Below are 11,751 nucleotides of genomic sequence, written 5' to 3' on the forward strand. Positions count from 1 at the left end.
GTCCCGGGTTCAGAGATACGCGGACTGGACCCAGTCCTTGACGGCGGGCGCGCGGTCGATCTGCTTGAGCGACACCAGCATTTCGGCCAGCTTCTGCATGCCGTTCACGAAGTTGCCCGGCTCGATCATCAGGGCCTTCTGGTCCTCGGCCGAATACCACTGCGTCTGCTTGATGACCGCAAGCTGTTCGTCCTTGGACAGGCCCGTCAGCTCCAGCAGCACGCCCGCGGCCTCTTCGGGCTGGTTCGTCAGCATCGCATTGGCCTGGAACACCGCAGTGAGGAACTGGCGCACGGCCTCGGGGTTCTCCTTGCCCAGCTTGGCATGGGTCAGCAGCACGTCCGGACCCGGGGTGATGGCGTACTGCTTGTAGAGCGAGAACGCCGTGTCGTCCAGCAGGACATGCGTGTCCGGCACAGCCTTGATGCGGTCAAAGGCCGGCGTCCACGCCACGGCGGCGTCGATCTGCCCGCCTTGGTAGGCCGACAACAGGTTGGTGGCCGGCAGGTTGATGATGGCCACGTCGCGGTCGGGGTTCAGACCCGCCTGGCGCAGCACGTCCAGCAGCAGCACGTGGGCGCTGGAGGCGTAGGTGACGCCGATCTTCTTGCCCTTCAGGTCGGCCACCGACTTGACGTTCTCGCGCACCAGCACGCCCTCGGCGCGGCCGAAGTTGTTCGGGGTCGCGATGACCTGGAATTGGCGCGCGCCCGCGGCCATCAGCGCCAGCGACGACACCACGCCGGTGCCCGCCAGATCGATGTTGCCGGCCATCACCGCGCTCATGCGGTCGGACGACGTGGCAAAGCTCTGCCACTTGATGTCCAGGCCCTGCTTGGCGAACAGCCCCGTCTTCATGGCGATGTAGGCGGAGTAATGGCCCAGCCAGGCGGAGCCGCCATAAGTGTAGGACGCGCCCGCGGCGCGGCCGATCATCGGAAAGCCCAGGGCGCTGGCGCCCGCGAGCGCAGCGGTACGCACCAGCATGGCGCGGCGATTCATGTTCATATTTTTCCCCTACTGTCTGTAGATTGACCGATGGATTCCATGTCGCCGGCACTCTGGGGTGCGGCAGACGAGACTTTCGCCCGAGCATCCGGCCGCGGCATGAATATAAGGAGCGGCGATGGTCAACATCAGCGGCGCTTAATCGGCGCGCCGCAGGCAGGTAGGGAAAGGCGGGCGCCGCCGCCAGCGCAGCCGCCTGACGCCCGGCGCGCTTTTCCAGAACGCTTTTATTAAGTATTCGCGGCGCTTATATTGCCGCGGCTCCGAAAGGCCGGGCCCACACTCGCGGCACTTGTCCTTGGAGCCTTGTCGTGAAAAGTTATGACGTGATCGTGATTGGTGCCGGCGTGATCGGCAGTTCGGTGGCCTTTCACCTGGCCGAGCTCGGCGCGAAGAGCGTGCTGGTGCTGGACCGCGAGACCATCGGGGCGGGCACCACGTCGCAGTCGTCCGGCATCCTGCGCACGCACTATTCCGTGCGCGAGAACGTGGAGCTGGCCCAACGCTCCTGGAGCGTGTTCAACAATTTCGCCAGCTACTTGGGCGACGACGAGGCCTCCTGCGGACTGGTCAAATGCGGCTACCTGATCACCGCCGCCGACGACGACAAGCTGGAACCGCTGCGCGGCGCGCTGGCGCAGCAAAAGGCGCAGGGCATCGCGCTGGAATTGCTGGACGCCGCGCAGGCCCGTGAACTGCTGCCCATCGCGTCTTTCGACAATGCCGCGCTGATCGGCTACGAGCCGGAAGCGGGCTTTGCCGACGCGTACCTGGTGGCCACCAGCTTTGCGCGCGGGGCGCGCCGCCGTGGCGTCACCATCCGCGAGAACGTCAACGTCCAGCGCTTGCTCATCGACAACGGCCGCGTGACGGGCGTTTCCACGTCGGAAGGCGACTACCACGCCCCATTGGTCATCAGCACGCAGAACATCTGGACGCCCGAGCTTGCCGGCTGGACGGGCGTTGCCATGCCCGTGGTGCCTGAGCGCCACGCCGTGCTGGCGCTGGAATGCGACGCCGCGCCTTATACGTATTCGATGCCCGTCTTCAAGGACCTGGCTTCGCCGGGCATGCTGTACTGCCGCAGCTATGGCGGCAACCAGATGCTGGTGAGCGAGGGCATCGTGGGCGAGGCGCTGCAAAAGAGCGACGCCGAACAAGGGGACATTCCGCTGGACTACGTGGCCGAAGTCGGCGCGCAGGTCGCCGACCGCTTTCCGGCCTACGAGGCGGCCGGATTGGCGTCGTCCTGGACCGGCGTCTACGACGTGACGCCCGACTGGAATCCCGTGCTGGGCCGCGTGCCCGGCGTGCAAGGCCTGATCGTGGGCTTTGGCTTCTCGGGCCACGGCTTCAAGCTGTCGCCCACCGTGGGCCGCGTGCTGGCGCAGGAGGCGCTGGGCCTGGCAACCGACGTGTCGCTCACGCCTTATGAACTTGGCCGCTTTCAGCGCGGCGCGTTGTTGACCGGGAAGTACGGCCTTGGCGCGGTGTCCTGAGTTGGCCGAGCCGCAGCGCGCCAGCTGGCTGGCGCTGCCGCCCGAGCCCTGGAAGAACGGCGGCGGCGTCACGCGCACGCTGGCAGCTGACCCGGACGGGCGCTGGCGCGTCAGCATCGCCGATATCGAGCGCGATGGACCGTACTCGCGCTTTCCCGGCTACGACCGCGTGTCGGTGGTGCTGTCCGGGGAAGGCGTGACGCTGCAAGGGGAAGGGGTTTTGGTGGCGCTGCGGCCTCGCGAACCCGCGCCGTTCGGGGGCGATGCCGTGCTGCAGTCCACGTTGATCGGCGGGCCGGTGCGCGTGCTGAACCTCTTTGTCCGGCGTGGCGAGGCGGTGGCGTCGGTGACTTGCGCGGGCGTGGCGGCAGGCCGATGCGACGTGGGCGGCTTGCCCGGCGTGATGGCCGGGCGCACGGTCACGCAGTTGATCGTGGCCGCGCAAGCAGGTGGGACGGGCGGTCAGGTTGGTTTTCCGGGGGAGCTGGAATCAGGCGAATACCTGCTGTGGCGGGGCGTCCCCGCACCAGACACCCACCCGCTGCCTGCCACCCCCGCCGCCGGATTCGCCGTGATCCTCACCATCGCCGTCTCCGCTGCCAGCCCCGGCTGAACAAGCTGCATCCGTTTCCGCCCCGACGCGGTAACGGCCGTTGATTCCTTTCACTCAGGAGTGTTTCCATGAAGGTACTTGCCGCGGTCAAGCGCGTGGTTGACTACAACGTCAACGTACGCGTCAAGGCCGACCAGAGCGGCGTGGACATCGGCAACGTCAAGATGTCGATGAACCCGTTCGATGAAATCGCCGTCGAGGCCGCCGTGCGCCTGAAAGAGCAGGGCGCTGCCGCCGAGGTCGTGGCCGTGTCCTGCGGCACGGCCCAGTCGCAAGAGACGCTGCGCACCGCGATGGCCATCGGCGCCGACCGCGGCGTGCTGGTGCAGACGGACGCCGCGCTGCAGCCGCTGGAAGTGGCCAAGCTGCTGCGTGCCGTCGTGCAGCAGGAAGCGCCCGCGCTGGTGATCCTGGGCAAGCAGGCGATCGATGACGACGCCTGCCAGACCGGCCAGATGCTGGCGGCCCTGCTGGGCTGGCCGCAGGCCACCAATGCCAGCGCCATCGCCATCGGCGACGGCACGGCGCGCGTCACGCGCGAAGTCGACGGCGGGCTGGAAGTGGTGGAACTGACCCTGCCCGCGATCGTCACGGCGGACCTGCGCCTGAACGAGCCGCGCTACGTCACGCTGCCCAACATCATGAAGGCCAAGAAGAAGCCGCTGGATGTCCAGACGCCCGATGCGCTGGGCGTGGATCCCGTGTCCCGCCTGCAGACGCTGCGCGTCGAGGAACCCGCGGCGCGCGCGCCCGGCATCAAGGTGGCGGACGTGGCCGCGCTGGTCGACAAACTGAAGAACGAAGCCAAGGTGATCTGATGACGGTCCTTGTTATTGCCGAACACGACAATCGGGCGCTTACCGGCGCCACGCTCAACAGCATCGCCGCGGCCACCCGGCTGGGCATGCCCGTCCATGTGCTGGTGGCGGGCGGGGACGCGCAGCCCGTGGCCGACGCCGCCGCGCGCGTTGCCGGGGTGGACAAGGTGCTGCTGGCGCAGGCGCCGCAGCTTGCCGATGGCTTGCCCGAAACCCAGGCCGCGCAGGCGGTCGCGCTTGCCCCCGGCTACTCGCACCTGTTCCTGCCCGCGACGGCGCAGGGCAAGGGCGTGGCGCCGCGCATCGCCGCCTTGCTGGACGTGGCGCAGATCTCGGATGTCATTGAAGTGCTGGCGCCAGACACGTTCAAGCGTCCCATCTACGCCGGCAATGCCATCGCAACGGTCAAGAGCGGTTATCCGGTTATCGTCGCCACCATCCGGCCCACGGCCTTCGACCCCGCGTCCGCCGAGGGCGGCAGCGCCACGGTGGAAACGGTCGAAGCCGTTGCTGGAAGCGGGTTGGCTCGATTCGTCAGCCGTGAGATCGCGGTGTCCGAACGCCCCGACCTGGGCGGCGCCCGCGCCGTGGTCTCGGGCGGACGCGGCCTGGGCAGCGCCGAGAACTTCAAGCTGCTGGATCCCTTGGCCGAAAAGCTGGGCGCCGCACTGGGCGCCTCGCGCGCCGCGGTGGACGCGGGCTACGCGCCGAACGACTGGCAGGTCGGCCAGACCGGCAAGATCGTCGCGCCGGAGCTGTACGTGGCGGTCGGCATCTCGGGCGCCATCCAGCATCTGGCGGGCATGAAGGACTCGAAGGTCATCGTGGCCATCAACAAGGATGGCGATGCGCCGATCTTCGGCGTGGCCGACTACGGGCTGGTCGGCGACCTGTTCGAGGCCGTGCCGGCGCTGACGGCATCGCTGCCGTAATCGGGGGCGTCAACGCCGCAGGCTGCGCCACAGCGTGGCCGGCGGCAGCCCCAGGGCCGGCGCAAGTTCCTTCTGGATCAGGCGTTCCATGGCCATCAGGATCACGTCGCGCGCTTCAAAGGGCAACTTGCCCACTTCCTGCTGGCGCGCGGCCAGGAACAGCGTGCGCGACAGGCTGGGATCGTCGGCCCGCGCCGCGCCCAGGTAGGGCGCCAGCGGCAACACGCGCAACTGATCCAGAAAGTGGCGCGACTGCCAGATGCACAGCGGCGTGCTGATGCCAAAACCCAGGCTCGCCGTGACCAGGCTGAGCAGCGGATCGGTGTTGTCGAACTCGTAGGTGCGTTCAATCGTCACGCCGTGCGACTCGACCAGCCGGTCGATCTCGGCGCCGATGAACGAACGCGCGCTGTAGCGGATGAACTGCGCGCGCTTGCCCAATTCCTTGAGCGTATCGATCCGGTCCATGTTCATCGAGCGCGGAACGATCAGCACGTAGGGCTCGCTGAACAGGCTGTACTTGCGGATGTTGGGTTTGCCCGCCGACGCGCTGGTGGTGACGACGAGGTCCAGCTGCCGGTCCTCCAGCTGCTTGTCCAGCACGGGCGTAATGCCCGACCACAGCCGGATCTGCCGCGACGCGCCGGACAGGCCGTGGATCAGCGTGGGCCCCAACGTGCCCGCAAAGGAATCCACGCAACCGAAACGCACGATGTTGCGCTTGGCCCGGCTAAGGTTGCGCACGCTTTCGGTCATGTCGCCGGCCTGCGCCAGCAGCCGCGCGGCGTGTTCGAACAGCAGCTCGCCGGCCGGCGTGGGCCGGGCCGGGCGGGTGCTGCGGTCCAGAAGTTCGGTCGCCATGGCGGCTTCAAGCTGCTTGATCCGCTGCGACACCGCCGCCTGCGAGAACCCCAGCAGCCGCGCCGCGCCGGACACCGACGCGGCCTCCACCACCGCCACCCAGGTCAGCAGCAGGTTCCATTCCGGATAGTTTTCCGTGGTGCTGAACGAAAAGCGGGTCATGGCGTTGGCGTCCGGCTGCGAAGGGCGGGGGTTAGCGTTGGCGCGCGGTGGTCTGGCGCAGCGCGGCAGTCACCATGCCTTCGACCACCGGAATGACCTTGCCGGCCAGGTCGGGGCGATAGCCGTACGGGTACGTTTCGTCCATGTAGGTGGACTGGCACATCTCGAGCTGGATGGCGTGGACGTTGTCCGCCGGGGCGCCGTAGTGGCGCGTGATGTAGCCACCCTTGAAGCGGCCATTGACGGCCCAGGTGTAGTCGGTGCACGCGTCCAGCCGGCCTTGCACGGCGGCCAGGATATCGGGCGCGCACGATGCGCCGTCGGACGTGCCGATGTTCAGGTCCGGCAGCTTGCCTTCGAACAGGCGGGGCAGGACGCTGGCGATCGAGTGGGCTTCCCACAGCAGCACCGTGCCGTGCTCGGCCTTGATGCGGTCCAGCTCTTCGCGTAGCTTGGCGTGATACGGCTTCCAGTACGCCTCCAGCCGCTGGGCGCGTTCGGCGTCGGTCAGCACGGCCTCGTTCTGGTACAGGGCATCGCCGCGAAACGCCTGGGTGGGGCACAGGCCGGTCTTGGTCTGCCCGGGATACAGGCTTTCGTCGTTGGGCGGACGGTTCAGGTCGACCACGTAGCGCGAATAGCGCGCGCCCAGCACGGAGGCGCCCAGCGCCTGGGCAAATTGGTACAGGGTGTCCAGGTGCCAGTCCGTGTCGCCCGACTGCAGGGCGACGGATGTCATTTGCGGCTGTTGCGCCTCGGGAATCTGGCTGCCGAGGTGGGGAATGGAGATCAGCAGCGGGGCGGTGCCGCGGCTGAAGTGATAGATGTCGCTCAAGAGAAACTCCGGGTGGCAATGGCAATGCGCCGCGGCAGAACCGCGGGCGGCGGGCGCTTGTATGCTAGGCAGCGCGGCCCGCCGCGGGAATTGCATCAGTTTAATGGATGCTGATGATTAGCCAGGACGATGCTGAACGCCTTGACCAAGGCGCGGACGCGAAGGGCCGCACCCGCTTCGTGACCGTGCGGCAGCAAACCGCCGGCCAGGGTGAGGTAGAGTAGATGGCTCGCACACTCTAGCGAGCCTTCATGATCGATGAACTGATTCAACTGGGCAAGCTGGTCAGCCTGGGTCTGGCACTGATGCTGCCGCTGGCCAATCCGCTGACTTCCATGACGCTGCTGCTGTCGCTCGGAAACCAGATTCCGTTCAAGGAACGCCAAAAGCAGGTGACCCAGGCGGCGTTCTATGTCGTCGGGATCATGCTGGTGACTTACTACGCCGGCGCGCTCTTGATGCACACCTTCGGCATTTCCATCCCCGGGTTGCGCATCGCGGGCGGGCTCATCGTGGTCACCATCGGCTTCAGCATGCTGTTTCCGTCGGATCATCCACGCGCCCTGGAAGCCGAAGCCACGGCCGATGCGCTGGAACGCGAAAGCCCGAACATCGCCTTCGTGCCGTTGGCGCTGCCGGGCACAGCCGGCCCGGGCACGATCGCGATGATCATCAGCGGCGCATCCTCGGTCGAATCCGCCATTGCGCCCGACTATGTGCGCTGGGTGGTCGCCGTGACGCCCATCATCGTGTTCTCGCTGCTGGGGCTGCTGTTCTGGATCTGCCTGCATTGGGCGGGCCGCATCGTGGCCGTGATCGGCAAGAGCGGCGTCGAGGCCATCTCGCGGGTCATGGGCTTTCTGCTGGTCTGCATGGGGGTGCAGTTCGTCATCAATGGCGTGCTGGAGATCGTGGGCAAGTACCCCAATCTGTAGATAGGCTCGCCTGCGACAGCGGCATCACTCCGAAGTCTTCTTTAACGCCTGCTCAAGCCGGGCCCGGTCGACGTCACTCAGTTGCGGCCGGTCGACGATTAGTTTCAAGCTGTCGATGGTGCCCGTGAAGACGAAAGGCACTGCGTACGCCGCGTCATCAACCGGTGTGCCGGTGTCCGAGCCGATGTCCATGTTTTCGTCCCAGGCGAGGATGATAGGAACAGTGTTTTTCATCTTTTGCGTCGCCACGACGGCGCCGTCGACCTTCAATTCTCCTGTACCGCCTTGTCCAATCCCGCTGAAGTCATTGAAGGCGAGCGTCTCCGCGCCGAGCCCGTCATACTTGAAATCGAACGCCAGCGTGTGTTTGCCTGGCGCCAAGGGTTCGGCCGCTTCCCAAACCACCTTTTGCAGGCCAAACAGATTCCAGACAAAGGTAGGCTTGCCCTTGTTGACGAACAAGCCGTAGCCGGTGAAGCGGCCGCCCTGCGTGATGATCATCCCTTCGCCGCCGCCCTGCGGCACTGTCACCTCTGCGGTGAAGGTGTAGGAGGCATTCAGGATGGAAGGGGCGACCCCATTCGAGATGCCCGTCATCCTGCCGGGAAACGTGAAGGTCGAGCGCCCCGCGGTGGTCGACGGCCGTGGGGTGACCAGGCGGCTTACCACCGAGGCGTCGAGCGGCATCACGTTGTACTTCTTGGCTTCCCGCCACCAAATCGCTTCCAGCTCCTTGACCTTATCGGGATGGCGGGCAGCCACGTCGTGGCTTTGGGTCCAGTCCGTATTGATGTCGTAGAGCTCCCACTCGGCCCTGGCTGGATTGACGTCCTGCGGCCCCGTCGTCACCCATGACGGACGGCTGACCTTGTCCACCAGCATCCAGCCGTCGTGGTAAATGGCGAAGTTGCCAAACATCTCGAAGTATTGAGTGAGATGGCGAGCAGGCGCATTGGCGTTCGCCGCATCGAACGTATAAACCAGGCTTGAGCCTTCCATCGAGCTTTGTGCAATGCCATCCACCACCGAGGGCTCGCGAATGGCGGCAGCCTCCAGTATCGTCGGGGCGATGTCGATGACATGCGCGAACTGGTTGCGTATGCCGCCCTTGTCGGTGATTACCTTTGGCCACGCGATTGCCATGCCTTGCCGGGTGCCGCCAAAGTAAGAGGAAATCTGTTTGGTCCACTTGAAGGGGGTGTCGAAAGCCCAGGCCCAGGGGACGGCCATGTGGTTGTAGGTATGTTCGGAGCCCCAGAGGTCGTAATAGTTGTTCAGCTGCACGCTGACCGGCACCTCGACGCCGTTGAACATCGCCACCTCGTTCGGCGTGCCTTGCATCGTGCCCTCCGCCGACGAACCGTTGTCGCCCGAAATGTAGATGATGAGCGTATTGTCCAACTCACCCGAGTCCTCTACCGCCTGGATCACCCGGCCGATTTCGGCGTCGGAGTAGGCGAGGTAAGCCGCGTAGACATTGGCCTGCCGGATAAACAGCTTCTTTTCGTCTTCCGTGAGCTGGTCCCAGTTTTTCAGGAGGTCCGATGGCCATGGGGTCAGCTGCGCCGTCTGTGGAATCACACCGAGCTTTTTCTGATTGGCGAAGATTGTGTCCCGCAGCTTGTTCCAGCCTTCATCAAAGAGGTGCATGTCTTCGATTTTTTTGATCCATTCCGACGTGGGATGATGCGGCGCGTGGGCGGCGCCTGGCGCAAAGTAAATCAGCCAGGGCTGATCGGGCGACAGCATATTCAGTTGGGACATGTAATCGATGGCTTCGTCCGCCATCGCGGTAATCAGATTGAAGCCCTTCCGGTTTTCAAACGGGTATATCTGCGTTGTGTTGCGGAAGAGATTTCCGGGCGTCCACTGGCTTGTGTCGCCACCCATGAAGCCGTAGAAATAATCGAAACCCATGCCGACGGGCCACTGATCGAATGGCCCGGCCATGCTGACCTGATAGCCCGGCGTGTTGTGGTTCTTGCCGTACCACGATGTGTTGTAGCCGTTGTCCTTCAGGATCCTGCCGACTGTCGCCTTGTCGCGGGTGATGACGCTGTCATAGCCCGGGTAGCCGGTTGCCTGTTCCGAGATGACGCCGAAGCCGGACGAATGGTGGTTGCGCCCGGTGATGAGAGCGGCCCGTGTTGGCGAGCAAAGCGCGGTGGAATGCATGTTGGTGTACCGCAAGCCCATCGCGGCGACCCTGTCCAGGGCTGGCGTCGGGATGACGCCGCCAAAGGTCGACGGTGCGCCGAAACCGACGTCATCGGTGATGATCAAGAGTACGTTCGGCGCGCCCTCGGGCGGGGCAATGCGGGCCTGCCAGAACGGGGTCGATTGCATCGCGTTGCGTTCGATCTTGCCGCCGAACGGCATGCTGGGAGCAGGCAACTGCCGACCGTCGATGGTTCGCGTTGCAGCGGGAGAGCCCGGCGGCGCATTGGACTGCTGCGCGGCCGCCACTCCCGCGGTGGCCAGGATCAGCCCCACCACCGCAGCGGAGTGGCGCAGTAAATACCCCACAAGCTTACCCAGGTTGTCAATCATGGCGGTCCCCGATCTCACATGGCCTGAACAGCGTGGGCTTACGCTAACAGTTGAATCCTGGCGCTACTTGATAAAAGTCAAGATTTGGGCGGAGGCTTCAGAAACGGATGCCAACACGCACACCGGCAATGTACGAGGTGCTCAAATCCTGAAAATTATTGTTCGCGCCCACTGTTTTGCTCATCGCGGGGAAGATGATCTGGAGGCTGGGGCTGATGCTAAGCCATGGGGTCACGGGCGCATCGTAGTAAAGCTCCACCACGTCCTCGCGCTGCAGCCCGAGGGAAAAATTGTCGCGCAGGAACGGAACGAAGTTATCGCTGAACTTTGTCCGTGCCCATCCGATTCCGAACTCGTCGTCCGGCCTTCCTGGAACCATGCCCTTGCCGACCACGCCCAAGGAGAAGCTGGCCTTGACCGGATTCGCCTTGCCGTCGCTGACGCCAGCACTGAAGAAAAGGCCGAGTCCGCGATCGGGAGCGCCCTTCGGTTGCCAGAGAAACTGTTCGAAGCTATAGACGGCGGCCCAAGTTCTGTTCTCCGTGTTCAAGGGCTTGGATGACGTGGGTATGCCAGGGTACTGAGCGAGGATCTTGCCAAGTACAGGGCCTGGATCGCCAAGCCGCGGAAAGCGTGTCGTGAGCAGAAAGGCGGCGAGATTTCCCGGGTCCTGGGTCAGTGAATTGCGCGTCTTGTTGCTCCAGGCCAGCGTCAGGTTCTGGTGGCCGGGAAGGTCCCAGGGCTTGACCTTCATGTCCATGGTGGTGAGGGCCATCACGCCGTCGTCGAACGCATTGCCCAGGTCGTTATCCATGATGGTGCCGTTTGGGTCCAGCACCATCGCCGCAAAGGTCAGGTCGTGCGAGGGGAGATAGATTGCCCCTGCACCGTAGGCCGAAAGCGGGACCAGGGCCATGGCCAGCGGCAGATTCAATGCCGTGTTCTGGAAACCGGTGTAGTAGTTGCCATGCAGTACGTTGGTTGGCGCGATCGAATTGATTTTGCCCACGGTCACGCCAAATTTTTGGCTGAAGAACTGCGTATAGGAAAGCTCCTGCACGCCGGTGTCGGTCTTGGTCGGGCTGGGTAGCATCCAGGTGATATTGGCAGGAACCAGGGCGCCCGTCTCCTGCATGATGTTGTGTCCGAAGCTGGATACCGTCTGGAGCTTGAAATGGCCCCCTGCCCAAAGGCCCGCTTTGCCGGTATCGAGTTCTAGCGTGGCGGTGGCATTTCCCCAGGCCCCTCCCACGGTGTCCGTTCCGCCGCTCATGATCGTTTGCGGCATCCAATAGAGATCGACGTCGAGCGTCACGCCCTTTCGGGCCATGTCATCCCGCAGCCCGAACCAATTGCCCGTGAGCCGGGGGCGCGACATCAGCCCGCCACCCAGGGTGTCCGGCTGGGCAGGTTGCTCGGCATGTAAGGGGAGCGCGGCGCCCAGCGTGGACAGTAGTGCGATCTGCATGAATCCGCATCTCATATTCGCGGCCTCTTCAGGAAATCAGGACAGCAATCCGGCGGTTCGGAAATTACCC

10 protein-coding genes are annotated in these 11,751 nt (G+C 64.7%); 5 read left to right on the plus strand and 5 right to left on the minus strand.

Annotated features, from left to right (window positions below):
- Positions 1-9: 9 nt before the first annotated feature.
- Complete coding sequence (locus HV786_RS10760; RefSeq protein ID WP_175210811.1) at positions 10-1,008, minus strand: aliphatic sulfonate ABC transporter substrate-binding protein; 999 nt, start codon at positions 1,006-1,008, stop codon at positions 10-12.
- 311 nt (positions 1,009-1,319) lie between these two features.
- On the opposite strand from HV786_RS10760, the gene HV786_RS10765 reads away from it, so the two are divergent.
- The 4 genes from HV786_RS10765 to HV786_RS10780 all read left to right on the plus strand — a co-directional run bounded on the left by HV786_RS10765 (position 1,320) and on the right by HV786_RS10780 (position 4,870).
- Positions 1,320-2,507: an NAD(P)/FAD-dependent oxidoreductase gene (locus HV786_RS10765; protein WP_128828058.1), complete on the plus strand. Its 1,188-nt coding sequence runs from the start codon at positions 1,320-1,322 to the stop codon at positions 2,505-2,507.
- Position 2,508: 1 nt separating this feature from the next.
- Positions 2,509-3,120 carry a HutD/Ves family protein gene (locus HV786_RS10770; RefSeq protein ID WP_254599473.1) on the plus strand — a complete coding sequence of 204 codons (612 nt, stop codon included), beginning with the start codon at positions 2,509-2,511 and terminating at the stop codon, positions 3,118-3,120.
- A 68-nt stretch (positions 3,121-3,188) separates the two neighbouring features.
- On the plus strand, positions 3,189-3,938 hold the full coding sequence (locus HV786_RS10775) for an electron transfer flavoprotein subunit beta/FixA family protein (protein WP_175210815.1): 750 nt from the start codon (positions 3,189-3,191) through the stop codon (positions 3,936-3,938).
- Positions 3,938-4,870, plus strand: a complete 933-nt coding sequence (locus HV786_RS10780) for an electron transfer flavoprotein subunit alpha/FixB family protein (RefSeq protein WP_175210816.1) — start codon at positions 3,938-3,940, stop codon at positions 4,868-4,870. Before HV786_RS10775 ends, HV786_RS10780 begins: the two co-directional genes overlap by 1 nt.
- A 9-nt stretch (positions 4,871-4,879) precedes the next feature.
- On the opposite strand, the gene HV786_RS10785 is transcribed toward HV786_RS10780, so the two are convergent.
- Positions 4,880-5,893: a LysR family transcriptional regulator gene (locus tag HV786_RS10785; protein WP_175210818.1), complete on the minus strand. Its 1,014-nt coding sequence runs from the start codon at positions 5,891-5,893 to the stop codon at positions 4,880-4,882.
- A gap of 31 nt (positions 5,894-5,924) precedes the next feature.
- Positions 5,925-6,728, minus strand: coding sequence for an N-formylglutamate deformylase (gene hutG, locus HV786_RS10790; RefSeq protein WP_128828059.1), 804 nt, complete (start codon positions 6,726-6,728; stop codon positions 5,925-5,927).
- 251 nt (positions 6,729-6,979) lie between these two features.
- Between hutG and HV786_RS10795 the strand changes: the two genes are divergently transcribed.
- The gene (locus HV786_RS10795) at positions 6,980-7,663 is read left to right on the plus strand and encodes a MarC family NAAT transporter (RefSeq protein ID WP_128828060.1); all 684 of its coding nucleotides are present in this window, start codon (positions 6,980-6,982) and stop codon (positions 7,661-7,663) included.
- A gap of 24 nt (positions 7,664-7,687) precedes the next feature.
- On the opposite strand, the gene HV786_RS10800 is transcribed toward HV786_RS10795, so the two are convergent.
- Both HV786_RS10800 and HV786_RS10805 read right to left on the minus strand, forming a co-directional pair.
- Positions 7,688-10,213: an arylsulfatase gene (locus tag HV786_RS10800; RefSeq protein ID WP_128828062.1), complete on the minus strand. Its 2,526-nt coding sequence runs from the start codon at positions 10,211-10,213 to the stop codon at positions 7,688-7,690.
- A gap of 97 nt (positions 10,214-10,310) precedes the next feature.
- Positions 10,311-11,681: a carbohydrate porin gene (locus HV786_RS10805; RefSeq protein ID WP_217284656.1), complete on the minus strand. Its 1,371-nt coding sequence runs from the start codon at positions 11,679-11,681 to the stop codon at positions 10,311-10,313.
- Positions 11,682-11,751 lie beyond the last annotated feature (70 nt).

Source organism: Achromobacter mucicolens (genome assembly GCF_902859725.1).
Classification (GTDB): domain Bacteria; phylum Pseudomonadota; class Gammaproteobacteria; order Burkholderiales; family Burkholderiaceae_B; genus Achromobacter; species Achromobacter mucicolens.

Coding starts and splice junctions, on each gene's coding strand:
- HV786_RS10760 (WP_175210811.1), bottom strand. CDS start 1,008: ATGAACATGAATCGCCGCGCCATGCTGGTGCGTACCGCTGCGCTCGCG.
- HV786_RS10775 (WP_175210815.1), top strand. CDS start 3,189: ATGAAGGTACTTGCCGCGGTCAAGCGCGTGGTTGACTACAACGTCAAC.
- HV786_RS10780 (WP_175210816.1), top strand. CDS start 3,938: ATGACGGTCCTTGTTATTGCCGAACACGACAATCGGGCGCTTACCGGC.
- HV786_RS10785 (WP_175210818.1), bottom strand. CDS start 5,893: ATGACCCGCTTTTCGTTCAGCACCACGGAAAACTATCCGGAATGGAAC.
- HV786_RS10795 (WP_128828060.1), top strand. CDS start 6,980: ATGATCGATGAACTGATTCAACTGGGCAAGCTGGTCAGCCTGGGTCTG.
- HV786_RS10800 (WP_128828062.1), bottom strand. CDS start 10,213: ATGATTGACAACCTGGGTAAGCTTGTGGGGTATTTACTGCGCCACTCC.
- HV786_RS10805 (WP_217284656.1), bottom strand. CDS start 11,681: ATGCAGATCGCACTACTGTCCACGCTGGGCGCCGCGCTCCCCTTACAT.